We start from the raw sequence: 22,527 nt of genomic DNA, 5'->3' as shown, positions 1-22,527 counted from the left end.
TTGCGGGACGTCGCCACTAGGTTGCGCCCGCCATGCCGACCCGTTCGAACCCGGTCTATTGCGGCGTCGACACCATCGATCTCGCCCAGGCCACCAAGCTCATCCAATCCATCGCCGGTGGACCGAAACCGGCCGTCGGCGGCATCAAGCTCGGCCTGGAGTTCTTCCTGGCGCACGGCGCGCCGGGGGTGCGCTATGCGTTCCCGGGCCCGGTGCGGGCGACCGGCGTCGGTTTCTTCCTCGATCTCAAGCTGCACGACATTCCCAACACCGTGGCCGGCGGAATCCGCGCCGTGGTCGAACTGGCTCCCACTTTCATCACCATCCATGCCAGTGGCGGCAAGGAGATGCTGAAGGCGGCGGTAGCGGAGGCCGGCGGGCAGGCGGCCAAGCACAATGTGCCGAGGCCCAAGCTTTTGGGCGTCACTGTCCTCACCTCGCTCGATCGTTCCGACCTCGAGGCGACCGGCGTCGACGCCGATCCGTCCGACCAGGTGCTGCGCCTGGCAGGCCTGGCCCGCGAGAGCGGCCTCGACGGCGTGATCTGCTCGCCGCTCGAGATCGCGGCTCTGCGCAAGCAGTGCGGTCCCGACTTCGTGCTCATGGTGCCAGGTATCCGGCCCGTCGGCAGCGCCGCCAACGACCAGAAGCGGGCGATGACGCCGCGCCAGGCAGTCGATCTCGGCGCCACAAATCTGGTGGTCGGCCGGCCGATCTACCAGGCCGCCGATCCGCGGGCCGCTGCCGAAGCGATCGCCCGCGAAGCCGGCGTCAACGACCTATGACTATCGAGGCCAAGATCTGCGGCCTGTCGACCCCGGAGACGGTCGATGCCGCGGTCGCGGCCGGCGCGCGCTTCGTGGGCTTCGTCACCTATCCGCGCTCGCCGCGTCACGTCGCCTCCAACGACGTGCTGAAGGCGCTGGGCGCACGCGTGCCGCAGGGTGTCATTCGGACTGGCCTGTTCGTCGATCCCGACGATGCGCTGCTGGACGAGCGGCTGGCCACTGGCGCCATCGATCTGCTGCAGCTCCATGGCGCGGAAACGCCCGAGCGAGTGGCGGCGATCAAGGCGCGTACGGCCAAGCCAGTGATGAAGGTGATCAAGGTCGGGCAGGCGAGCGACGTCGAGCGCGGCATCGCGGCCTACACCACGGTCGCCGATCGGCTGATGTTCGAGGGCGCCGAAGGCACCTTGCCCGGCGGCAACGCGATCGCCTTCGACTGGACCTTCCTGTCCGGCCGCACGGTGCCGCTGCCGTGGTTGCTGGCCGGCGGGCTCCGGCCTGACAACGTCGCCGAGGCGGTGCGCGTGACTGGCGCGCGGGGTGTCGACGTTTCCTCTGGCGTCGAATCGAGCCGGGGTGTGAAATCGATCGACTTGATCCGCGCCTTCCTCGACCGTGTGAAGGCGCTCTGAAGGGGAACCGAATGAAGACCGAACAGCGGCTGCAGGAGCTCGGTATCGAGCTCACCAAGCCCACCTCGCCGATGGCCAACTACGTGAACGCCGTGCGCACCGGCAACCTGCTCTATCTCGCCGGCAAGGGCCCGGGCCTGCCGGGCCATCCGCTGCCCGTCGGCAAGGTCGGTCGCGATTTCACCAAGGAGCAGGGCTACGAATATGCCCGCCAGACCGGCTTGAGCCTGATCGCCGTCATGAAGGCCGAGCTGGGCGACCTCGATCGCGTCAAACGCATCGTCAAGCTTTTGGGCATGGTCAACGCGACGCCGGAATTCGGCGAGCAGCCGGAAGTCATCAACGGCTGCTCCGACCTCTTCGTCTCGGTGTTCGGCGATCGCGGCCGCCACGCGCGTTCGGCGGTCGGCATGGGCTCGCTGCCGCGCGGCATCCCGGTCGAGATCGAGGTGATCGTCGAGGTCGAGGATGCGCCGGCCCGTCGCGCCGCCGCAAAGCCGGCCGCCAAGCCCGCTGCACGCCGCAAGGCAGCGCCCAAGGCCAAGCGGAAATCGGCCAAGAGCAAGCGCAGGTAGGGCTTTTGACCGACCCCTGTCGGGACTGCTAAGTCCGGCGTCCCGACAGGAACAGCGATGCCAACCTCAACCAACAGTTTCCGCACCGGCCCCGACGAGCGCGGGCATTTCGGCCTTTTCGGCGGCCGCTACGTCGCCGAGACGTTGATGCCGCTGATCCTCGATCTGGAGAAAGCCTACAACGAGGCCAAGGCCGACCCGCAGTTCCAGGGCGAGCTGAACTATCTCCTGGCCCAGTATGCCGGGCGGCCGAGCCCGCTCTACTACGCGGAACGCCTGACCAAGCATCTCGGCGGCGCCAAGATCTATTTCAAGCGCGATGAGCTGAACCACACGGGCAGCCACAAGATCAACAACGTGCTGGGCCAGGTCCTCCTGGCCAAGCGGATGGGCAAGACGCGCGTGATTGCCGAGACGGGCGCCGGCCAGCACGGCGTTGCCACGGCGACGGCCTGCGCGCTGTTCGACATTCCCTGTGTCGTCTTCATGGGCTCGGTCGACGTCGAGCGCCAGGCGCCCAACGTCTTCCGCATGAAGATGCTGGGCGCGGAGGTGCGTCCGGTGACGTCAGGCTCCTCGACCTTGAAGGACGCCATGAACGAGGCGCTGCGCGACTGGGTGGCGACCTGCGAGACGACATTCTACTGCATCGGCACGGTGGCAGGGCCGCACCCCTATCCGTCGATGGTGCGGGATTTCCAGTGCGTGATCGGCAACGAGGTGCGCACGCAGATCATGGAGATGGAAGGCCGGCTGCCCGACACGCTGGTCGCTTGCATTGGCGGTGGCTCCAACGCCATGGGCCTGTTCCATCCCTTCCTCGACGACAAGGGCGTGCGCATCGTCGGCGTCGAAGCCGGCGGCAAAGGCGTGGAGACCGGCGAGCATGCCGCGTCGCTGACCGGCGGCCGTCCCGGCGTGCTGCACGGCAATCGCACCTATCTGCTGCAGGACAAGGAAGGCCAGATCACCGAGGCGCATTCGATCTCGGCCGGCCTCGACTATCCCGGCATCGGACCCGAGCATTCGTGGCTGAAGGAGCAGGGCCGCGTCGAATACGTGTCGGCGACCGACAACGAGGCGCTGACGGCGTTCCAGCTGCTGTGCAAGCTCGAGGGCATCATCCCGGCGCTCGAACCCGCGCATGCGCTGGCCCATGTCACCAAGCTCGCGCCGACCCTGCCCAAGGACAATCTGCTGGTGATAAATCTCTGCGGCCGCGGCGACAAGGACGTGTTCGCCGTCGCCGAGCGGCTTGGTATGAAGGTATAGTTGGCCCGGATCGGGAGGCAGCATGACCTTCAGATGGCAAGACCACATCGTTCGCGATCCCGAGATTTGCGGCGGGTTGCCAACAATGAAAGGAACGCGCGTTCTCTTGCGGCAGGTTCTCGCCGACGTTGCCAATGGGACGACGGCTACGGATATCATTTCGGCATACCCGTCTCCCCGCCCTGATCACATTAAGGCGGCTATCGCCTTCGCTGCGAACAGCGCCAAGGATGACTTGCCGGTGCTCGACAAGCCGGCGGCGTAATGCGCGCTAGCCCTTAGAGCAGTTGCCTTGGCCACTGATATCGATATGACGAATAGAATCGTGATTTTCGAAGACGAGCGAATTCGCATCCGGCCGCCGCTCGCTCTCGTGCCACCACAGGACCAATCATGAGCCGCATCACCAAGCGTTTCGAGAAGCTCAAGGCCGACAAGCGCGCCGGGCTCGTGATCTACATTTCGGCCGGCGATCCCAATGCCGAAGTGAGCTACGACATCCTGAAAGGCCTGCCGGCAGCCGGCGCCGACCTGATCGAGCTCGGCATGCCGTTCACCGATCCGATGGCTGACGGCCCCTCGATCCAGGTCGCAGGCCAGCGCGCACTCAAGGCCGGCATGACGGTCGACGGCACCTTCGACATGGTGCGCCGCTTCCGCAAGGAGACTGGCGACAACGACACGCCGATCCTGCTGATGGGTTACTACAACCTGGTCTATCAGCGCGGCGTCGAGCGCTTCTGCAAGGAAGCTGCGGCGGCGGGCGTCGACGGATTCATCCTGGTCGATCTGCCGCCGGAAGAGGCCGACGAGCTGAAGCCGCACGCCGAGGCGCACGGTCTCGACACCGTGCTGCTGACTGCGCCGACGACCGACGACAAGCGCTTGCCTGCGGTGCTGAAGTATTCCGCGGGCTTCGTCTATTTCGTCTCGGTGCTCGGCATCACCGGCACCAAGTCGGCGACGGAAGAAGCGGTTGCCACGCATGTCGCGCGCATCAAGCGCCACACCAAGTTGCCGGTCGGCGTGGGTTTCGGCATCAGGACGCCGGAACAGGCTGCGGCCGTGGCGCGTCATGCCGATGCCGCTGTCGTCGGCACCGCCATCGTCGATCGCGTGAAGGCGGGCCTCGATGCCGACGGCAAACCCAAGCCCGGCCTCACTGCCGGCGTGCTCGCCGACGTCAAGGCACTTGCAGGCGGCGTGCGCAGCGTAAGCAAGGCGTAACCGCCGCTGTGACCAATCAAGGAATGTGATCCGATCGTCATTGTCGGGTCACGATCTCACGCCCATATGCGCCCCGTGAAAACGAGGAGGAACGCATGCAGCCGATGGACGTCGAGCGCAAGAACCGGCTTTACGACAACTTCGCTGCTGCCCTCGATCATCTCGACGCTGAACGCCGCGAGCCCGACCGTTGGGAAGAGGAATGCCTTTCCTACGCGCTCGGTGCGATGGCGTGCGGCATGTTCCTCGTCGCCGAAGTCGAGCTCGCTGCGTTCTCGCGGCCGGTCCACGAGCGCTCACCCGATGCGCTCGCGGCCCTGGCGTTGAAGCCGGCGCGCTTCAACAAGGACATGCTGCGCCATGGCCTCGACTATGTCCGGCAGCACTACAATCAGGCGTACACTGTCGATGACATGCCGCCTGCGCTGGCTGCCGGCCAGCACGACCTGCAGTCTTCGCTGGGGCTGCTGCCTTAGAGCATCGTCCGCGCTGCTTGGTTCATTCCTCCCCACGCACAAGCGTGGGGAGGTGCCCGCGTAGCGGGCGGAGGGGTCATGGGCAGCAGTACTGATGCCTATGACCTCTCCGTCCACCGTTCATGAAATGGGGCCCCCTCCGTTGAAAGCATTGCTGGCAGCTCGGGCCGGCGACTCAACGAATCGCGGGCCGCGGCGGGTTCGGTCGCTTATTCGTGACCCCTCTACGGTGCGAAAAAACTCGCGAAAACGAAATTGAGGATCGCAACCAAAGTTATTGACTGAAGCTGTACTTTGGTTATATAGATGCTTCGTTGCACCGCTTACCGGTGTTCCCGCTCTATGCATCGTTTATCCGATCGTGTGTCAGACGGCTCCTGCGCGAGAGCCGGTCATCGTCTGGCTGCGTTCAGCCTGACGGGGAGCGATGATCTTCCCTAAGGAGTGCAGTCGGCGGAGGGCCTGCAGAAAATGCATAAAATGCAGAAAATTCAAAAGCGGCGCGAATTCAATGGTTTGGCGGACATCGGCCGACCTGCAAAAAATATGCAGAAAATGCAGAAATTCGCGAGCAAGGCGACTGCAGTGCATGCACCCCTCCGGCAAAGCCGAGAGGCGCCTACGCACGCTGTCTCACCCAACGGGTACATTCCACTGATGGCGTGATGGAGTGCACCCCGTGGAGCGCGTGTCGAGCGCAAGCCGAATCCAGACCTTGTCAAAGAGTCATGATCTCTGTGCAAAGGTTACTGGCGACCGAATCGACTGACGACGTCGGCAAGCGGCAGCTGACCCAGGCAGCTGCCTGAGCTCTGCGCGGGCTCGCCGTTCTCCACTGCGGTGGCATAGACGACGGCGGGATCGGCTGCCACGCGCTGGCGAAGTGCCTGCAGCTTGGGCCAGCGGGCGATGTCGGCGACCTCGTGGAACTCGAGCCAGCGCGCCACGCCCGCCAGCAGACCGTCGGCCATCGTCCGTCGTTCTCCGGCAAGCCAGGGGCTGTCGTCGAGCATGCCCTCGAGCTGGTCATGTCGCTTGATGACGGCGTCGCGGCCGAAGCGGCGCAGTGCGGCCTGATAGGCCGGATCCGGTGACGCCAGCTCCATCGCCACCCACAGCGGAGCGAAGGCGGCGGTGAAGCCGGTGTTCAGGAAGGCCATCAGCTGGTGCATCCGGTCCGCTTGCGGCGAGCCCGGCGCGAAGCTGACGCGGCGCTCGGTATCGCGCGCCTCGAGATGGGCGGCGATCGCCATGGTCTCGCTGAGCGCGCGGCCGTCCTGCGTGATCAGCACCGGCGTCTCGTGACGCGCGTTCAGGCCGGCATAGGTGGGCTCGCGCATCTCGCCCAGCATGTCGACGCGGCTCAGCCGATAGGGTCGGCCCAGCCATTCCAGCGTGGCGACGAGACCCATCGATGTTCCCATCGGAAAGCCATAGAGAAGGATCGGTTCCATTGACGTATCCTGAGGTTGGTGACGTGAGTGGCCTGGAACCTAGGCATGTGTGCACCCAAGTGAAGTACGCACATTTCTGTAACCACAACGAGCGCAAGCAATGAAGGACGTCGTCTCCCGCTGTCCGATCGAGCAGGTCATGCAGGTGCTGAGCGGACGCTGGCCCACGCTGCTGCTGTACTATCTCAAGGACGGCACCAAGCGCTTCAGCGACCTGAGGCGCGACAATCCCGCGGTCTCGCACCGGATGTTGGCCCTGGAACTGCGCAAGCTCGAGAAGGTCGGCATCGTGAGCCGGACCGACCATCCCGGCTATCCGCGCCACGTCGACTACGCGCTTACGCCGACGGGCCGCACGCTCGTTCCCCTGGTCGATGCGCTGAGCAACTGGTGGGTGACGAGATCGGGCTCGGACGTTCAGTCGCTATCGACGCGGTGAGCGATGTAGAGATGGGTTTCGTAGTCGATCTCGAACTGCCCGCCATGACCGTCGATCGCGTCAGCGATATCGTCGAGCAAGGCTTCCAGCTTTGCCGGCTCGATCAGCCGATGATCCGAGCGCGAGCGCAGGAAGTCCATATAGCTTGACGTCGTGTGGCGCCATTTCCACGGATAGCATCGGTGCTCGACGGGCCCGAACACGCCCGATTCGTCGAACCAGCCCTTGAACGGGCCGCTGGGTAGGTACCAGGCTTCCGGCGGCGGCCCCGAGTAATCTATGTGGTGCAGGTAGAGTTGCTTGAGCTGGTCGAGCAACGGGGCCGGCAAGCCCACCGGAACATGACCGAACACCGCCAGTGCTCCACGCGGCGACAGCGTCTCGGCGGCTTTCGCAAACCGCATTTCCGGCGCAACCCAGTGCCACGACTGAGCAGCAATGATCAGTTGGAACGATGCTTGTTCCGCGGCCAACGCTTCGAACGTGGATTCAACGAGCGTGACATTGTCGAACTGCGCCAAGGCCGCTCTTGCCTCGCGAACCATCTGCGGTCCGGGGTCGATGGCGAGAATCGGAAAGCCTCGTGCGGCGAAGCTCTTCGTCGCCTGGCCTGTGCCGCAGCCGACTTCGAGAATGGCATTGCCCGGCTTCAGGTCGGCATACGAGATGACGTCGTCGACGAGAGCATCGGGATAGCCGGGACGTGCCGTCGTATAGACGCTCGCTACCTGATTGAACGCAAAGCGCTGTTCCATGCGACCGTCCCCGTCGAGCTGGACGGCAGGCAACCTACCACGCAGCGTCGATCAGGCCGGTGCGTCATCTTCGTCGTCGAACAGCAGGTCGGCGACGAAGGGATTGGTCTTGCGCTCCCAGCCGAAGGTCGAGGTCTGGCCGTGGCCGGGCACGAAGGTGATGTCGTCGCCGAACGGCCACAGCCGCTTGCGGATCGAGCTCAGCAGCTGCTCGTGGTTGCCGCGCGGAAAATCCGTGCGGCCGATCGAGCCTCGGAACAGCACGTCGCCGACGAACGCCACCTTCGCGGGCTTGTGCACGAACACGACATGGCCCGGCGTGTGGCCGGGGCAGTGAACGACATCGAAGGTGAGGTTGCCGAGAGTCACCGTCTCGCCGTTGGTGAGCCAGCGGTCGGGCACGAACGGCTTGTAGGCCGGGAAGTTGTACTTGCGGCCGGAGTCGGGCAGGCCCTCGATCAGGAACAGGTCGTCCTCGTGCGGCCCCTCGATCTTCACGCCGTAATGCTCGGCCATGGTCCCGGCGGCCGAGGCATGGTCGACATGGCCGTGGGTCAGCAGCACCTTGGTGACCTTGATGTCCTGCTGGGCGATCGCGTCCTTCAGCATGTCGAAGTCGCCGCCCGGATCGACGGCGGTGCCTTCCATGGTCTCGTCGCACCAGACGATGGAGCAGTTCTGCTGGAACGGGGTGACGGGGGCGATCATGACTTTGAGCATTGCACCGATCTAATGCCTCCCGCGGGCGCGCGGAAGGGCGTATGCTGTCCCGGGGAGGCTTCATGCGTCGGCGGCAATGAAATTTCGCTTACTGCTTTGCATCCTCGCCCTGGTCAGCTTCACCCTTCCTGCGCGTGCCCAGATCACCGCGGTGACCTCGCCGTCTGGGCCGGTCCAGGCCGGCCCCTACGCGGTGGTCGACGTGGCGACCGGCGAGACCCTGCTGGACCGCAATGCCGGCGCCTTCTGGCACCCGGCCTCGCTCACCAAGATGATGACGATCTACATCGTCTTCGAGGAATTGAAGGCGGGCCGGCTGACGCTCGCCTCACCCATGACCCTGTCGGAAGTGGCCCGCGCCAAGCCGCCCTCCAAGCTCGGCCTGGCCGCCGGCCAGGCCATCACCGTCGAGCAGGGCCTGCAGGCGCTGGTGGCGCGCTCGGCCAATGACGTGGCGACGGGTTTCGCCGAGCTGATCTCCGGATCCGAGGCCGCATTCGGTGTGCGCATGACCGAAACGGCGGCGCGGATCGGCATGAACGCCACCCAGTTCCGCAACGCCAGCGGCCTGCCCGACGCCGGCCAACTCACCACCGCGCGCGACATGGCAATGCTGGCGATGGCCCTCGTGAAGCAGTTCCCGGAGTATTACGGCTACTTCCACACCCAGGAGTTCTACCTCGGCAAGACCAAGGTCGGACCGGGCATAAAATTTCTCGACCTCTATGCGCCCTACGCCGACGGGCTGAAGACCGGCTTCGTATGCGCTTCGGGCTTCAACATCGTGGGCAGCGCGGTGCGCGACGGGCGGCGGCTGATCGCCGTCGCCTTCGGCTTCCGTCGCGCCGACCTGCGTGATGAGTTCATTGTCCGGCTGCTCGACGAGGCCTATGCCCTGAAGACCGGGGGCAACCGGCCCAAGATCTGGCAGATCCGCAATGGCCAGGGCGGCCCCGCCACGGTGCTCGACCAGAGCGAGTGCGGCACCATCCGCTACGACATGCCGGGCGACGCCGTCTGGCTCGGCACCTATCCCGACTGGCGCTCGGCGCGGCATGCCTACGATGTCGGCCAGTCGGACATCGCCCGGCTGGGCTTCACACGGCTGGGCAAGGAATGGATCCTGCCGGTCAGCTCCAACAAGGTGACCAAGCAGGCTGCCATCATCGCCGATCTCGAGCCGGCGACGGCGCAGGCGCTGTGCGCCGATTACCAGGCGCGGAAACTGTTCTGCCAGGTGAAGAAACCTCAGGAAATAACGGCGCCGTTCGGGCAGTTCTGGCGGTGACGGGCGCCGTCTTGGCCGGCGCGGCGGTTCGTGCGATACCGCCGCAATGAACTGGCTGACGAACTTCGTCCGACCCAAGCTCAAGGCCCTGATCTCGCGCAAGGAGACGCCGGAGACTCTCTGGCTGAAGTGTCCCAAGTGCGAGCAGATGCTGTTCATGCGCGACTGGGAGGCCAACCAGGAGGTCTGCACCCACTGCGGCCACCACATGCGCATCCGGCCGCTGAAGCGCCTGCCGCACCTGTTCGACGAGGGCAAGTACGAGTCGCACCCGCTGCCGCGCGTGCCGGTCGATCCGTTGAAGTTCCGCGACACCAAGCGCTACGACGCCAAGCTCAAGGAGGCGCAGGCCAAGGCCGAGGGCCGCACCGACGCCCTGGTCGTGGCGAGCGGCACGATGGGCGGCCGCACCACCGTGATGGCGCTGCTCGATTTCGACTTCATGGGCGGCTCGATGGGCACGGCCGTCGGCGAAGGTCTGGTGATGGCGGCTGATCTCGCCATCGCCCGCAAGGCGCCGCTGATCGTGTTCTCCGCCTCGGGCGGCGCGCGCATGCAGGAGGGCATCCTGTCGCTGATGCAGCTCACGCGCACCACGATCGCCGTGCGCAAGGTCAAGCAAGCGGGCCTGCCCTACATCGTCGTGCTGACCGATCCGACGACCGGCGGCGTGTCGGCTTCGTTCGCCATGCTGGGCGACGTGCACATCGCCGAGCCCGACGCCCTGATCGGCTTCGCCGGCCCGCGCGTCATCCAGGACACGATCCGCCAGGAGCTGCCGCAGGGCTTCCAGCGCGCCGAATACCTGCTGGAGCACGGCATGGTCGACGCCGTCGTGCACCGCCACAAGCTCAGGGAAACCCTGATCCGGCTGGTGTCGCTGCTGATGGAACCGGTTGCCGAGAGCCGCAGCCTGGCTGTCGCGGGCCGCTGACGCCCAAGGCCACGTCAAATGACCGATGCGATTCTCGACCGCCTCATGCGGCTGCATCCCAAGCTCATCGATCTCGAGCTTGGGCGTATCGAGCGACTGCTGGCCGACGTCGGTTCGCCGCATCGCAAACTGCCGCCGGTGGTGCACGTCGCCGGCACCAACGGCAAAGGCTCGCTGGTCGCCTATCTGCGCGCCATGGCCGAGGCGGCGGGCTATCGCGTCCATGTCTACACCTCGCCGCATCTCGTGCGCTTCAACGAGCGCATCCGAGTCGCCGGCGAGCTGATCAGCGACGACATGCTGGAAGACGTGCTGACCGAGGCCGAGCAGGCCAACCGCGAGCAGCCGATCACCTTCTTCGAGATCACGACGGTATCGGCATTCCTCGCCTTCGCCCGCGTGCCGGCCGACCTCGCCATCCTCGAGGTCGGCATGGGCGGCCGCAACGACACTACCAACGTGGTCGAGCCCGCGCTCTCGGCCATCACGCCGATCGGCTACGACCACACGAGCTTCCTCGGCGACACGCTGGAGAAGATCGCTGCGGAGAAGGCGGGCATCCTGAAGCGCGCCGTGCCGGCGGTGATCGGCCGCCAACGCGAGGCGAGTGCAGGCGTGATCGCCAACCGGGCGGCCGAGCTGACCGCTCCGCTGTTTCGCATGGGCCGCGAATGGCAGGTCAGGCCGACCGCGCCCGGCTTTCGCTATGACAGCGATCTTTTGGGCATAGACCTGCCGGCGCCGGCGCTGGTCGGTGCCCATCAGATCGACAATGCCGCCACCGCTGTCGCCTGCATCGAGCGGCTGCGCGCCGCGCAGTTCCGCATCGACGACGCGGCGATCCGCAAGGGCCTGGCGTCGGTCGAATGGCCGGCGCGATTGCAGAAGCTCTCGCGCGGCCCGCTGGTCGATGCCATGCCGCCGGCCGGCGAGCTGTGGCTCGACGGCGGGCATAACGAGGACTGCGGCATCGTGCTGGCGCGCCAGGCTGCCGAATGGGCCAAGGAGCCGGCGGCTCTACCGCTCTATTTGATCTTCGGCATGCTCACGACCAAGGACGCCTCGGGCTTCCTGCGCCCGCTGGGCCGCCATGCCCGCACGGCGCGCGCCGTGCCGATCGAGGGCCATGCCGCCTACACGCCGCAGGAGGCCTGCGCACGCGCTGCCGACGTCGGGCTCGACTGCCTGCCCGCAAACGACGTCGGCGCGGCGCTGGAAGACCTTCTGGCCACCCAGCCCGCGCCGATGCGCATCCTGATCTGCGGCTCGCTCTACCTCGCAGGCACGGTGTTGGCCCGCAACGGCTGAGCGCCCGCGCTTAGCTGACGACGGTGTTGATCCAGCTCACCAGCTTCTGCTTCGGCTCGGCGCCGATCTTGGTGGCGGCAACCTGGCCGTTCTTGAACAGCAGCAGGGTGGGGATCGAACGGACGTTGTAACGCGACGGCGTCGTCGGGTTCTCGTCGATGTTGACCTTCACCACCTTGAGCTTGCCATCCATCTCCTTGGCAATGTCCTCGAGCGAGGGCCCGATCATGCGGCACGGGCCGCACCACTCGGCCCAGAAGTCGACCAGGACGGGCGTGTCGGACTTCAGGACTTCCTGCTCGAAAGAGGTATCGGTCGCTTTGACGGTCATATGGGTTCTCCCAAAAACACTACAGGCCGGTCGATGGACCGGCGCCGCCCTTGGGCCCAAAGCTAGGAACGCTCACCGGGCGAGTCAAGATGCGGCCGCATAGGGCATTGATTCATCGAGGGTTTCTGGATCGATTTCCATGAGCAACGGCACCGCCGTCCACAGGAGAAATGCCCGCACCGTGCGGCCGGGATAGATCTCGGCCAGCAACGCCCGGTAGAGCGCAAGCTGGCGGCGGTAGGCCAGCGCCACCTTTGCCGCGGCTTCGGGCGGCGGCCGGTTGGTCTTGTAGTCGACGATCAGCACCTCGCGCGCGGACACGGCGAGACGGTCGACCTGGCCGCTCACCGTGAACGTGCCGCGCCGGGTTCGCACCGTGCCGATCAACGGCACCTCGGCGCGCGAGCTTTCGCCGAACAACGCGGCGTGCGGCGGCGCCTCGGTGACGGCGAGCGCTTCGCCGCTCCAGGCCGTGACCTCTTCTTCGCTCAACCCGTGTGCGGGCTGCGCCAGGAAGCGACGCGCCGCTGTGGCGCGCTCCGCTGGCGGCGTCGCCGGCAGGTGGCGCAGCAGTTCATGCAGCAGCTGGCCGCGCTTCCAGCGCTGCGGATCGCCCGGCATCAGCGGACTGAAGGCACGCGGCCCAGCCAGCGCTTCGTCCGGCAGCGGTTGCGAGGGTGCGAGCGGTGCCGGCGGGTCGGGCTCGGCCGGTGCGGCTTCGCGCGCCCATGCCGGCAGGTCCGAGGCGGCTGCCAGCCCGAGCTCGGCCTGCTCGGGCGCTTCGATAATGCCGGCGTTGACCAGCTCGTAGCCTTCGCCGGCCCAGCCGTCGTTGGGCAGCAATTCGCGGAAATCGAACTCGCGCGGCACGGCGCGGTTTCGCGGCTGCGGACTGTCGGGAAAGATCTCGGCCTGGCTGCTGGCGCCGAGGCCGGCCTCGATGCGCTCGTACCAGCAGCCGCGGTCGGGCTTGCGGCGGCCGAACCAGCCGCCGACATAGAGGCGATCTTCGGCGCGCGTCATGGCGACATAGAGCAGGCGGTTCTGTTCCTCGAGCGCACGCTCGCGCGCCCTGCCGCGCCAGGCGCGCGCCGCCTCGTTGGCATCGTCGGCGCGCGGCACCCACAACCGCGCCTCGCCGTCCTCGGCACTCAGGATCCGGCCCTCGTCGCGCGGTACCCGCGTCGTGTCGGGCAGGTAGACGATGGGTGCCTGCAGTCCCTTGGAGGCATGCACCGTCAGGATGCGCACCTCGCGGCGGCGATTCTGGTCGAGGTCGCGTTTGATCTCGCCACCGCCCGCCTCGAACCAGCGCAGGAAGCCCTGCAGCGATCCACCTTCGGCGCGCTGGTATTGCAGGGCGCGCGCCAGCAATTCGTCGATCGGGTCAGCCGCCTCATGGCCGAGCCGCTCGAGCAGGCGGACGCGGCCGCCTTCCGGCCCCAGCGCCGTGGCGAAGAAGTCGAACGGCGTGATGTAGTCGACGCGCTTCAACCAGCCGGCCAGCCGGGCGTGTGCTGCGGCAAACGGCTTGGCGCGGGCGCGCTCGCGCAGGCTCCGCCAAAGATGGCCCTTGCGCTTCCAGGCCAACGTGAACAGTTCGTCCTCGCCCAGCCCGATCAACGGCGACTTCAGGAGGCAGGCGAGGTTGAGATCGTCCTGCGGCAGCAGCACGAAGCGCGCCATGGCCAGCAGGTCCTGCACGGCGAGCTCCTCGCCGAGATTCAGGCGGTCGACACCCGCGACCTCGATGCCGGCCTGCTTCAGCTCCTTGACCAGCGCATTGACGAACTCGTTGCGCCGGCGGACCAGCACCATGAAATGGCCGGCGTGCAGGAGCTCGCGCATGCCGCCGGCGCGCCGCTCCTTGCCGATTAGGCTGCCGGCATGGGCGGCGATCAGCCGGGCCAGCCGCTGGTGCGGTTCCGCCGCTGCGCCTGGCGTGCCTTCCAGCTCCGTCGTGTCGGTTTCGTCCTCGTCGGTGCTGACGAGCGGCCACAATTCGACGCGGCCAGGCGCGTTCTTGCGGCTGGGCAGGTGGATCACGTCGTTGGGTTCGGCAAGGCCGCGCACGGTGTCGGGCTCGCTGAACACCCAGTCGACGGCATCGAGCACAGCCGGAGTCGAGCGGAAGGAGACGTTGAGGTCGACCGGCACGAAGCGCTTGTCGGCCAACCGGCTGCGCTCGGCGAACCATTCGCGCATCTCCTTGAGCTTGCGGGGATCGGCGCGCTGGAAGCCGAAGATCGACTGCTTGATGTCGCCGACGGCGAACACCGTGCGTGTGCGCTCGACCGCGCCCTGGCCGACGAAGAACTCCTCGGTCAGGCGGCGGATGACCTCCCACTGGTCGGGATTGGTGTCCTGCGCCTCGTCGACCAGCACGTGGTCGATGCCGCCGTCGAGCTTGTAGAGCACCCAGGCGGCGCTGTCGGCGCTCTCCAGGAGCCGGCGCGTGGCGACGATCAGGTCGTCGTAGTCGAGCGCGGCGCGGCGTTGCTTGGCGCGGGTGTAGCGCCCGGCGATGTCGAGGCCGAGCCGCAGCAGGGCCAGCGTGCGCTCGACCAGGGCCGCGCCGTTGATGCGGTCGAGCACGGCGGCCAATCGTTCGGCCTCACGGCGCAGCACCTCCTCGATGTCGGGCATGGCCTCGATCGCGGCCTTGCTCGCCAGTCGTTTCAGGATCGCACCCTTGTCCGTGAAGAATACTTCGCTGTAGGAGGACGTGAGCCGCTGCGGCCGCCCCGCCGCATCGGCCAGCCATTCGGCGATCAGCGCGGCGCGCGAGACGTCGGTCTTGCTGCCCCTGGCCAGGGCTCGTGCAGCCGCCTGCAGCGCCGTTGCGTCGAACGCTCGATCGAGACAGGCATCGCTCGCGAGCTGGCCAGCCGTGTCGTCGGGGGCGCAGCCGAGCTCGCTCGCCAGCCGCTCGCGCAGGCGTCTCAGCCCGGCGTCATCGCCGATGCGCGCCAGCATCCAGGCCCGTTCGCCGAGAAGCTGGACCATCAGCTCGGCATACTCGGTGACCGAGATCCGGCCGGCGACGGAAGCGAGCGCTTCCGCGAGCTCACCCGGTGCGTCGGGCCGTGCCAGCGCCTCCATCTGCTCGTCCTGGGCCTGGCGCAGCAGCGTCCGCGCATCGGCCTCGTCCAGAACGTCGAAGCCCGGCGCTACGCCCGCCTCCAGCGGGAAGCGCTTGAGCAGCGCCTGGCAGAAGGCGTGGATGGTCAGGATGTTGATGCCGCCCGGCGCGTCGAGTACGCGCGCGAACAGGCGACGGGCGACCACACGCTCGACGGCTTCCGGCGTGCGGTCGATCAGCTTCTCGATCTCCTCGTCGAGCTTGGCATCGGTCATCATCGCCCAGCGGCCGAGCTGGCCGGCCAGCCGGTTGCGCATCTCGGCCGCGGCGGCCTTGGTGAAGGTGAGGCAGAGGATGCGCTCCGGCTTGACGCGATCGAGCAGCAGGCGCGTGACGCGATCGGTCAGCACCTTGGTCTTGCCGGTGCCGGCATTCGCTTCGACCCAGGCCGAATGGCCGGGCGTCGTGGCGCGGCGCTGCGAGTCGGTGGCGAGCACCAACGGATCGAGCGCGGAATCGAGGACGCTCATTCGTCGTCTCCGCCGGCCGTCGACCATTCGGCGACGCGCTCGAGATGCTCGTAGTCGTTGAAGGCCGGGATGTAGGCCGACCAGGGCAGGGCGGGATAGGGGGTGCCTGGCTTGGCGAAGTGCGCCGCCATCTTGTGGACCAGGGCCAGCATCGCCGGCACCAGCTCGTCGCTCGCCTTGATCTCGCTCACCTTGCCGCCGTCGCCCAAGCCATTGGCCTGCCAGTACGAGAGATGCACTTCTTCCGCCTTGCCGGGAATCTTGCTGAAGCCGCCGCGCTCGGCCATCGCCGCCTCGAGCAGCAGCTGCGGTGCGAACAGCGCCTCGAGCTCCTGGTTGGTCGGCACACGACCGGTCTTGTAGTCGATCACGTCCCAGACGCCGATCTCGATCTCGTCGATGCGATCGGCGCGTGCCTCGATGGTGAGCGGCCGGCTGCGCGGTCCGACGGTCAGGCTGCCGGTGGTCTCGCTGGCGAGAAGTCGCGTGCCGGCCTGCCGCCGCGCGTTTTCGGTGGCGATGAACCAGCGCGTCAGGCGCAGGAAGCGCGGCCACCAGAAGGCGCGCTCGGTGGGCGACGTCATCAACGTGCCGAGATGCTTCTCGCCCAGCACCTCGAACTCGGCCAGCGCACCGGGCGGCAGCAGGCCCGACGGATGGGTGGCCAGGAATTCGTCCAGCGCGTCGTGCAGGGCATTGCCACGGTCGGCAGCCCCGAGCTCGGCTTCGAGCGGCTCGAGCGCGTCCAGGCCCAGGATGCGCCGCGCGTAGAGCCCATAGGGGTCGCGACGCCATTGTTCGATGCTCGAGACCGAGAGCCGCATCGGCCGCGCCTCGAGGGGCGGCCGCGGTTCGGGACGCGGCCACGGCCGGTAGTCGCCCGGACGGTCGAGCGCATCTGCCCAGGCAAGGTACTCGTGCTGGCCGCGCTGGATGTATTCGGGAGGTGCTGTCTTGCCACCGGGGTCATAGCCGAACAGGGCATCAAGCCGCGCCAGCCAGCGCGACGGCACGGTCGGCGCGCCGCCTTCGCGCTCGGCCCGGGTCAGCAGCACGCGTTCTGCGCCGAGCGCCGCCACGAAGTCGTGCGCCGACAATCCGATGCGCCGCTCGGGTTGCGGCAGCCCGAGCTGAGCGCGCATCGGCCGGTTGAGCCAGGGGCCGGTCTCGACCGCGGGCGGCCAGGTGCCCTCGTTCAGCCCACCCAGCACCAAGAGGTCGGCGCGCTGGAGGCGGGCCTCCAGCGGCCCCCAGATGGCGAGCCGCGGATGGCGGCCGAAGGTCGGCCGGACGATCTCAGGCTCGAGCATGGTGGCGAGCAACGCTGGCCATTGGCCACCGGCTATGGCGGCCGTGCCGGCCCATGCCGCGCGCAGACGTGCCAGCGCATCGGCTAGCGCCCCACCGGCATCGCCCGACCACAGCGTTTCGCCCGAAGCGACCGTTTCGGCGGCCGCGATGGTGGCGTCGAGCAGGGCATCTGGCGCGGCCCCGGCCTGCATCGCGGCCGCCAGCGCCGCTGTCGCGGCCTCCACCCGATCGATCAGCTGATGCACCGCCAGCCGGTCCGTCAGGTCGCCGAAGCGTGCCTTGTCGATCCGGGCGCGGATCGCCGCCAGGCCCGGCATGGGCTTCAGCCCGCGCAGGCATTTGCGATCGAGGCGGCGCGCGGCATCGAGCACGGCGGCGCGGTCGCCGCCCAGCGCGCACAGCGGATGCTTCAACAGGGCGAGCAGGGCGACCGGAGCGAAGCCCTCGTCGACGACGCCGACCAGCGCCTGCATCAGGCCGGCGGACGGCGTGTCGAGGAGCGGCGTGCCCGCGGAATCGTCGATGTCGATATTCCAACGCCGCAGCTCCGCCGCAACGCGGCGCGCGAGGTCGCGGTCCGGCGTCACCAAAGCGGCGGTCTGGGTTGACCTGCGTGTCTTGTCACCGAGGACGCCGCGCAGTGCCAACGCGATCACCAATGCCTCCTGGTGCGGCGTCGCGCAGTCGGCGCGCGTCACGTGCTCGAGCGAGGAGGCGAGCGGGCGAACCCATTCCTCGGTGGTCTCGGCCGGCCGCATCAGTTCGGCGATCAACAGATGGCGCGCCGAGGACGTTCCCGCGCCGTCCCGCCATTCGACAACGTCGCGCCGCTCGCAACCCAGCGCCTTCAGGAGTTCGCGCAGGCCGAACTGGGGATGCGTCTCGTCGAGCTCCGCCCAGCTCCGCTCGTCCATGTCGCGATCGAGCCCGGGCAGCACGAGCTTGCCCTGGGCCAAGCCGGCGATGACCGAGAGCAGCTCGCGCGTGGCGGGCTGCGAGCCTGTCGAGCCGGCGGCTATGACCGGCGTGGCGGGTGGGCGTTCGCGCCAGCGCATCGCTTGGGCGCGGATCGCCTGGGTGCGTCGTTCGATGGCGTCGATCTGGCCGCGTTCGGCCAGCAGTTGGGGCCAGTGTTCGCCGACGATGGCGAGGAACTTGAGCGTGCGTTGCCAGTGACTGGCGAAGTTGCCCTCGACCAGGCCTTCCAGCCGGTCGAAGGAGACGCCTTCGATGGCGAGCTCGTCGAGCAGGCGCCCGAGCTCGCGCGCCAGCGATAGGGCCTGCGCGGGAGACTGGGCAATGGGTTGGTCGCCGTCGGTGAAAGCCGCGACCAGCCGCGCCAGCAAGGCGTCGCGCTCGGCGGGCTCGATGGCGGGCGGCAGGGCAAGCGCGCTGCCGTCGCCCGACGCCACCTCCCATTCGCTTTCATCGACGTCGCCCAGCGGCGCCATGCGCGGCAGGATCGTGGGCTTGCCGTTCGCGGCGCGCAGGAAGGCCTCGCGCAGCGCCCGCACCGAGCGGCGGGTCGGCAGCAGGATCAGCACATCGGCCAGCGCCAGCGGATCGCCGCCATATTGCGCAAGCAGTCCGATCGCCAGCTCGTCGGCGAAGCGACGGTCGATGGCGATGGTGAAGATGCTCATCCCGGCACGCGTTCCTTGAAAAAGCTCTCCGCCGTGGCAAGTGCCTGCGGCGTGCCGATATGGAACCATTCGCCGTCATGGATCACCCCGTGCAGCCGGCCCTCGGCCTCGGCGCGATGCCAGAGCTGGAGCAGGGAGAAGGGTCCATCGGGCGAATCGCGGAACAGGCGCGGCTGGCAGATCGAGACGCTGGCGAAGACGTAAGGCGAGAGTGGCGCCTGTCCGCGAAAGCGCAGCCGGCCGCGCGGCTCGATGAAGTAGTCGCCGCGATCCTTCGGTTCGCGCCCGATCACCTTGTGCAACGGCTGTAGCATCAGCAAGGCGTCCATGCGGTCGGAGAACCATCGTCCTTCCAGGCGGTTGAGCGCCGGATCCGCCGGTCCGTCGCGCCACAGGCCGTCGCCGTTCAGCACGAAGAACGGCTTGTCGCCTAGCAACGGCAGGGCGTTCTTGACGCTGCCCCCGGTGTCGAGCAGGCGGTCCTCGACGATCACGTGCGCGCGGCCCTTCAGGCGGTCGACGATCTGCTCGGCGAAGTGGTGGGCGTTGACGACGATATTGACGACGCCGTGCGCCTTCAACCGCGCGATCGTGTGCTCCAGCATCGGCTTGCCACCGACGGGGATCAGCGGCTTGGGCATCTTGTCGGTCAGCGGGCGCATGCGCTCGCCGCGGCCGGCGGCCAGGATCATCGCGGTATCGATCATGTAACTCCAATACGCCGCAACTCGCACGGTAGCAGGCGGTCGACCCAAGCACGCAATGGTTTTAGCGCATCGTGCCGCAGCGCGTGCTCGAACATGCGCCAGACGCGCGGCAAGTAGGGCAGGTACTCGGGCTTGCCGTCGCGCTCGAGCAGGCGGACGAACAAGCCGATGATGCGGGCATGGCGCTGGGCGGCCATCAGGGCGAAACCGGCGGCAAAATCCTGGGCGTCGAGACCGGTCTCGCCGAGGTAGCGGGCGAGGCAGGCGGCGTGCACGGCCGGGGCGACGTCGCGCCGGGCGTCCTCGATCAGAGAAGCGAGGTCGTAGGCCGGATGGCCCTGCTGGGCGTCCTGGAAGTCGAGCAGGCCGCAGGCCCGCGCTCCCGGGCGGCCCGGCAGCCACAGGAGATTGTCCTTGTGGTAATCGCGCAGCAACAGAGTGTCGGCCATCGGCGGCAGGTTGGCGAGGCAGGCGCGCCAGGCCGCGCGATAGGCCGCTGCCTCCTCGTCGGGCGTTGGCCGGGCGGCGGCGGCCGGCAGGTACCATTCCGGCAGCAGCATTGCGGCATCGACCAGCGCCTCGCCGGTGTAGGCGTTGAGCCCCGGCAGCACCGCGCGCGGGCCGGCCCGGTGCAACACGACCAGCACGTCGGTGGCGCGCTGGTAGAGTTCGGCCTCGTCGCCGCCCGCCGCCAGCACGCGCGCGAAAGTGTCGTCGCCCAGGTCCTCCAGCAGCAGGAAGCCGTTGTCCTCGTCGACGGCGTGGATCGCGGGCGCGCTGAGGCCAAGCTCGATCAGGTGTCGGCCGATGCGCACGAACGGCCGTACGTCCTCCTGCGGTGCCGGCGCGTCCATGACCACAGCCGAGGCCCGCGGCCGGGTCAGCCGGAAATATTTGCGGAACGAGGCGTCGCCGGCCAGCAGGCGCTCGCCGGCATCGCCCCAGCCGGCGCGGCGAACGAAATCCGCGCGCAACCTGTCTCTTTCAGAGATCGCCAAACCTTGCATCCCCCTGCAGATCGGCGCGCCTGCCTTCGCCCTCCATGGCAAGCGTCACCGTAAGCCGGTCCTTGGGCAGCAGCATCCCCAGCCGCTCGGCCCATTCGACCAGTGCAATACCGTCGGCGCGCGCTTCTTCCCAGCCCAATTCGAAGACCTGCTCGGGGCTCTCCAGGCGATAGAGGTCGAAGTGCCAGAATGCCCCGCGCCTGGTGTCGTAGACCTCGACCAGCGTGAAGGTGGGGCTGGGCACGATCAATCCGGGATCGCCCGCGGCGGCGCGCAGGATGGCGCGGGCCAAGGTCGTCTTGCCGACGCCGAGGCCGCCCTGCAAGGCGACGACATCGCGCGGCCTGAGACGACTGGCCAGCACGGCCCCGAGCCGCTCCGTGGCGGCCTCGTCGGGCAAGGAAAAAGAAAAAGTCGGCACCGGTACTCCGATGCCGACTTTTAACACGCCGCCCCGAGGCGGAGTCTGTGGGTCGATCAGTAGCGGTAGAGGTCGCCCTTGAACGGGCCGGCCTCAGGCACGCCGATGTACTTGGCCTGGTCGGGGCGCAGCTTGGTGAGCTTGGCACCGACCTTCTCGAGATGCAGCGCCGCCACCTTCTCGTCGAGGAACTTCGGCAGGGTATAGACCTTCTTCTCGTACTTGCCCGGGTTGGTCCAGAGCTCGACCTGGGCCAGCGTCTGGTTGGAGAACGAGGCCGACATCACGAAGCTCGGATGGCCGGTGGCGTTGCCCAGGTTCACCAAGCGGCCTTCCGACAGCACGATGATGCGCTTGCCGTCGGGGAACTCGACCTCGTCGACCTGCGGCTTGACGTTGTGCCACTTGAAATTGCGCAGGTTGGCGATCTGGATCTCGGAGTCGAAGTGGCCGATGTTGCAGACGATGGCGCGGTGCTTCATCGCCTTCATGTGGTCGAGCGTGAGCACGTCGACGTTGCCGGTGGCCGTCACGAAGATGTCGGCCTTGGGAGCCGCCTCTTCCATGGTCACGACCTCGTAGCCTTCCATCGCCGCCTGCAATGCGCAGATCGGATCGATCTCGGAGACCATGACGCGGCAGCCGGCCTGGCGCAGCGAGGCGGCCGAACCCTTGCCGACGTCGCCGAAGCCCGCGACCATCGCCACCTTGCCCGACATCATGACGTCGGTGCCGCGGCGGATGCCGTCGACCAGCGATTCACGGCAGCCGTAGAGGTTGTCGAACTTCGACTTGGTGACCGAATCGTTGACGTTGATGGCCGGCCACAGGAGCTTGCCTTCCTTCGCCATCTGGTAGAGGCGATGCACGCCCGTGGTCGTCTCCTCGGTCACGCCCTTGATCGAGGCGCCGAGCTTGGCGTACCAGCCGGGCTTCGCTTTGTTGGTCTTGGCGATCGCCTTGTAGAGGACTTCCTCTTCCTCGTTGGTCGGCTTGGCGATCAGCGACGGATCCTTCTCCGCGCGGGCGCCGAGATGGACCAGCAGGGTGGCGTCGCCGCCGTCATCGAGGATCATGTTCGGCTCGCCGCCGTCGCCCCATTCGAAGATCTTGTGGGTGTAGTCCCAGTACTCCTCGAGGCTTTCGCCCTTGATCGCGAACACCGGCGTGCCGGCTTTGGCGATCGCGGCGGCGGCATGGTCCTGCGTCGAGTAGATGTTGCACGAGGCCCAGCGCACGTCGGCGCCCAGCGCCTTCAGCGTCTCGATCAGCACGCCGGTCTGGATGGTCATGTGCAGCGAGCCCGCGATGCGCGCGCCCTTCAGCGGCTTCTTGGGGCCGTATTCCTTGCGGATCGACATCAGGCCCGGCATCTCGGTCTCGGCCATGTCGAGTTCCTTGCGGCCCCAGTCGGCGAGACCGATATCCTTGACGACGTAATCCTGGGCCATTTGGCGCGCTCCCGGCATTGAATGAGGTGGCGTGGGTCTTATCAGCGCCCCGAGCCCGCCTCAACGCGCCATATGCGCATATAAGCAAGAATTTATGCCGATATTCCCGGGGCTTTATGCGGGGATGTCAGACAATCAAACACCTCCCCCGTCATACGGGGGAGGCGGGGAGGGGG

The 22,527-nt window shown here is 67.4% G+C and carries 22 protein-coding genes; 11 read left to right on the top strand and 11 right to left on the bottom strand.

The window, feature by feature from the left end; genetic code table 11:
• Positions 1 to 32 precede the first annotated feature (32 nt).
• From pyrF to RSO01_RS35740, 7 genes are all read left to right on the top strand, one after another.
• Positions 33 to 785, top strand: coding sequence for an orotidine-5'-phosphate decarboxylase (gene pyrF, locus RSO01_RS35770; protein WP_147155395.1), 753 nt, complete (start codon positions 33 to 35; stop codon positions 783 to 785).
• Positions 782 to 1,420 (top strand): phosphoribosylanthranilate isomerase, encoded by a 639-nt coding sequence (locus RSO01_RS35765; protein ID WP_147155394.1) that lies wholly within the window; start codon positions 782 to 784, stop codon positions 1,418 to 1,420. Before pyrF ends, RSO01_RS35765 begins: the two co-directional genes overlap by 4 nt.
• Positions 1,421 to 1,431: 11 nt before the next feature.
• Positions 1,432 to 1,995, top strand: coding sequence for a RidA family protein (locus RSO01_RS35760; protein WP_147155393.1), 564 nt, complete (start codon positions 1,432 to 1,434; stop codon positions 1,993 to 1,995).
• A gap of 57 nt (positions 1,996 to 2,052) precedes the next feature.
• Positions 2,053 to 3,267, top strand: a complete 1,215-nt coding sequence (trpB, locus tag RSO01_RS35755; RefSeq protein WP_147155392.1) for a tryptophan synthase subunit beta — start codon at positions 2,053 to 2,055, stop codon at positions 3,265 to 3,267.
• Between the two features lie 22 nt (positions 3,268 to 3,289).
• Positions 3,290 to 3,532, top strand: coding sequence for a DUF433 domain-containing protein (locus tag RSO01_RS35750; protein ID WP_147155391.1), 243 nt, complete (start codon positions 3,290 to 3,292; stop codon positions 3,530 to 3,532).
• Positions 3,533 to 3,657: 125 nt separating this feature from the next.
• A complete protein-coding gene (trpA, locus tag RSO01_RS35745; protein ID WP_218037559.1) occupies positions 3,658 to 4,494 on the top strand; it encodes a tryptophan synthase subunit alpha in 837 nt (278 codons plus the stop codon).
• A gap of 95 nt (positions 4,495 to 4,589) precedes the next feature.
• Positions 4,590 to 4,970, top strand: a complete 381-nt coding sequence (locus tag RSO01_RS35740) for a hypothetical protein (protein WP_147155389.1) — start codon at positions 4,590 to 4,592, stop codon at positions 4,968 to 4,970.
• 366 nt (positions 4,971 to 5,336) lie between these two features.
• Here the strand turns inward: RSO01_RS35740 and RSO01_RS35735 are convergent, their stop codons facing one another.
• Positions 5,337 to 5,561 carry a hypothetical protein gene (locus tag RSO01_RS35735; protein WP_147155388.1) on the bottom strand — a complete coding sequence of 75 codons (225 nt, stop codon included), beginning with the start codon at positions 5,559 to 5,561 and terminating at the stop codon, positions 5,337 to 5,339.
• Between the two features lie 155 nt (positions 5,562 to 5,716).
• Entirely contained in the window at positions 5,717 to 6,424 is a 708-nt protein-coding gene (locus tag RSO01_RS35730) for a glutathione S-transferase family protein (protein ID WP_147155387.1), read from the bottom strand.
• Between the two features lie 100 nt (positions 6,425 to 6,524).
• Here RSO01_RS35730 and RSO01_RS35725 point away from each other — a divergent pair, with 100 nt between their 5' ends.
• Positions 6,525 to 6,863, top strand: coding sequence for a winged helix-turn-helix transcriptional regulator (locus RSO01_RS35725; protein WP_147155386.1), 339 nt, complete (start codon positions 6,525 to 6,527; stop codon positions 6,861 to 6,863).
• On the opposite strand, the gene RSO01_RS35720 is transcribed toward RSO01_RS35725, so the two are convergent.
• Complete coding sequence (locus tag RSO01_RS35720; protein WP_147155385.1) at positions 6,842 to 7,618, bottom strand: class I SAM-dependent methyltransferase; 777 nt, start codon at positions 7,616 to 7,618, stop codon at positions 6,842 to 6,844. The two genes, RSO01_RS35725 and RSO01_RS35720, sit on opposite strands and share 22 nt — an antisense overlap.
• Before the next feature lie 51 nt (positions 7,619 to 7,669).
• Entirely contained in the window at positions 7,670 to 8,338 is a 669-nt protein-coding gene (locus RSO01_RS35715; protein WP_147155384.1) for an MBL fold metallo-hydrolase, read from the bottom strand.
• Between the two features lie 76 nt (positions 8,339 to 8,414).
• Here RSO01_RS35715 and RSO01_RS35710 point away from each other — a divergent pair, with 76 nt between their 5' ends.
• Genes RSO01_RS35710 through RSO01_RS35700 form a run of 3 tightly spaced genes read left to right on the top strand, consistent with a single transcriptional unit; the run spans position 8,415 to position 11,868 of the window.
• On the top strand, positions 8,415 to 9,626 hold the full coding sequence (locus tag RSO01_RS35710; protein WP_147155383.1) for a D-alanyl-D-alanine carboxypeptidase family protein: 1,212 nt from the start codon (positions 8,415 to 8,417) through the stop codon (positions 9,624 to 9,626).
• Positions 9,627 to 9,672: 46 nt separating this feature from the next.
• Positions 9,673 to 10,560 carry an acetyl-CoA carboxylase, carboxyltransferase subunit beta gene (gene accD / locus RSO01_RS35705; protein ID WP_147155382.1) on the top strand — a complete coding sequence of 296 codons (888 nt, stop codon included), beginning with the start codon at positions 9,673 to 9,675 and terminating at the stop codon, positions 10,558 to 10,560.
• An 18-nt stretch (positions 10,561 to 10,578) separates the two neighbouring features.
• Positions 10,579 to 11,868 carry a bifunctional folylpolyglutamate synthase/dihydrofolate synthase gene (locus RSO01_RS35700; RefSeq protein ID WP_147155381.1) on the top strand — a complete coding sequence of 430 codons (1,290 nt, stop codon included), beginning with the start codon at positions 10,579 to 10,581 and terminating at the stop codon, positions 11,866 to 11,868.
• Positions 11,869 to 11,878: 10 nt separating this feature from the next.
• Here RSO01_RS35700 and trxA read toward each other — a convergent pair whose 3' ends face one another.
• The 7 genes from trxA to ahcY all read right to left on the bottom strand — a co-directional run bounded on the left by trxA (position 11,879) and on the right by ahcY (position 22,351).
• A complete protein-coding gene (gene trxA / locus RSO01_RS35695; protein ID WP_147155380.1) occupies positions 11,879 to 12,199 on the bottom strand; it encodes a thioredoxin in 321 nt (106 codons plus the stop codon).
• An 84-nt stretch (positions 12,200 to 12,283) separates the two neighbouring features.
• Positions 12,284 to 15,811, bottom strand: a complete 3,528-nt coding sequence (addA, locus tag RSO01_RS35690; RefSeq protein ID WP_147155379.1) for a double-strand break repair helicase AddA — start codon at positions 15,809 to 15,811, stop codon at positions 12,284 to 12,286.
• Complete coding sequence (gene addB / locus RSO01_RS35685) at positions 15,808 to 18,765, bottom strand: double-strand break repair protein AddB (RefSeq protein WP_170303610.1); 2,958 nt, start codon at positions 18,763 to 18,765, stop codon at positions 15,808 to 15,810. Before addB ends, addA begins: the two co-directional genes overlap by 4 nt.
• Positions 18,762 to 19,472: a nucleotidyltransferase family protein gene (locus RSO01_RS35680; protein WP_147155377.1), complete on the bottom strand. Its 711-nt coding sequence runs from the start codon at positions 19,470 to 19,472 to the stop codon at positions 18,762 to 18,764. The genes addB and RSO01_RS35680 overlap by 4 nt, the downstream gene beginning before the upstream one ends.
• Positions 19,469 to 20,446: an aminoglycoside phosphotransferase family protein gene (locus RSO01_RS35675; protein ID WP_218037558.1), complete on the bottom strand. Its 978-nt coding sequence runs from the start codon at positions 20,444 to 20,446 to the stop codon at positions 19,469 to 19,471. The genes RSO01_RS35680 and RSO01_RS35675 overlap by 4 nt, the downstream gene beginning before the upstream one ends.
• A 10-nt stretch (positions 20,447 to 20,456) precedes the next feature.
• Entirely contained in the window at positions 20,457 to 20,900 is a 444-nt protein-coding gene (tsaE, locus tag RSO01_RS35670; protein WP_147155375.1) for a tRNA (adenosine(37)-N6)-threonylcarbamoyltransferase complex ATPase subunit type 1 TsaE, read from the bottom strand.
• Between the two features lie 56 nt (positions 20,901 to 20,956).
• Positions 20,957 to 22,351 (bottom strand): adenosylhomocysteinase, encoded by a 1,395-nt coding sequence (gene ahcY, locus RSO01_RS35665; protein ID WP_147155374.1) that lies wholly within the window; start codon positions 22,349 to 22,351, stop codon positions 20,957 to 20,959.
• Positions 22,352 to 22,527: the final 176 nt, after the last annotated feature.

The organism is Reyranella soli, from assembly GCF_007992495.1.
Classification (GTDB): Bacteria; Pseudomonadota; Alphaproteobacteria; order Reyranellales; family Reyranellaceae; genus Reyranella; species Reyranella soli.
Note: the sequence above shows the minus strand (reverse complement) of the source record. Positions and strands in the feature narration are given on the sequence as shown.

Coding starts and splice junctions, on each gene's coding strand:
- pyrF (WP_147155395.1), top strand. CDS start 33: ATGCCGACCCGTTCGAACCCGGTCTATTGCGGCGTCGACACCATCGAT.
- RSO01_RS35765 (WP_147155394.1), top strand. CDS start 782: ATGACTATCGAGGCCAAGATCTGCGGCCTGTCGACCCCGGAGACGGTC.
- RSO01_RS35760 (WP_147155393.1), top strand. CDS start 1,432: ATGAAGACCGAACAGCGGCTGCAGGAGCTCGGTATCGAGCTCACCAAG.
- trpB (WP_147155392.1), top strand. CDS start 2,053: ATGCCAACCTCAACCAACAGTTTCCGCACCGGCCCCGACGAGCGCGGG.
- RSO01_RS35750 (WP_147155391.1), top strand. CDS start 3,290: ATGACCTTCAGATGGCAAGACCACATCGTTCGCGATCCCGAGATTTGC.
- RSO01_RS35740 (WP_147155389.1), top strand. CDS start 4,590: ATGCAGCCGATGGACGTCGAGCGCAAGAACCGGCTTTACGACAACTTC.
- RSO01_RS35735 (WP_147155388.1), bottom strand. CDS start 5,561: ATGCACTGCAGTCGCCTTGCTCGCGAATTTCTGCATTTTCTGCATATT.
- RSO01_RS35730 (WP_147155387.1), bottom strand. CDS start 6,424: ATGGAACCGATCCTTCTCTATGGCTTTCCGATGGGAACATCGATGGGT.
- RSO01_RS35725 (WP_147155386.1), top strand. CDS start 6,525: ATGAAGGACGTCGTCTCCCGCTGTCCGATCGAGCAGGTCATGCAGGTG.
- RSO01_RS35720 (WP_147155385.1), bottom strand. CDS start 7,618: ATGGAACAGCGCTTTGCGTTCAATCAGGTAGCGAGCGTCTATACGACG.
- RSO01_RS35715 (WP_147155384.1), bottom strand. CDS start 8,338: ATGCTCAAAGTCATGATCGCCCCCGTCACCCCGTTCCAGCAGAACTGC.
- RSO01_RS35710 (WP_147155383.1), top strand. CDS start 8,415: ATGAAATTTCGCTTACTGCTTTGCATCCTCGCCCTGGTCAGCTTCACC.
- accD (WP_147155382.1), top strand. CDS start 9,673: ATGAACTGGCTGACGAACTTCGTCCGACCCAAGCTCAAGGCCCTGATC.
- RSO01_RS35700 (WP_147155381.1), top strand. CDS start 10,579: ATGACCGATGCGATTCTCGACCGCCTCATGCGGCTGCATCCCAAGCTC.
- trxA (WP_147155380.1), bottom strand. CDS start 12,199: ATGACCGTCAAAGCGACCGATACCTCTTTCGAGCAGGAAGTCCTGAAG.
- addA (WP_147155379.1), bottom strand. CDS start 15,811: ATGAGCGTCCTCGATTCCGCGCTCGATCCGTTGGTGCTCGCCACCGAC.
- addB (WP_170303610.1), bottom strand. CDS start 18,765: ATGAGCATCTTCACCATCGCCATCGACCGTCGCTTCGCCGACGAGCTG.
- RSO01_RS35680 (WP_147155377.1), bottom strand. CDS start 19,472: ATGATCGATACCGCGATGATCCTGGCCGCCGGCCGCGGCGAGCGCATG.
- ahcY (WP_147155374.1), bottom strand. CDS start 22,351: ATGGCCCAGGATTACGTCGTCAAGGATATCGGTCTCGCCGACTGGGGC.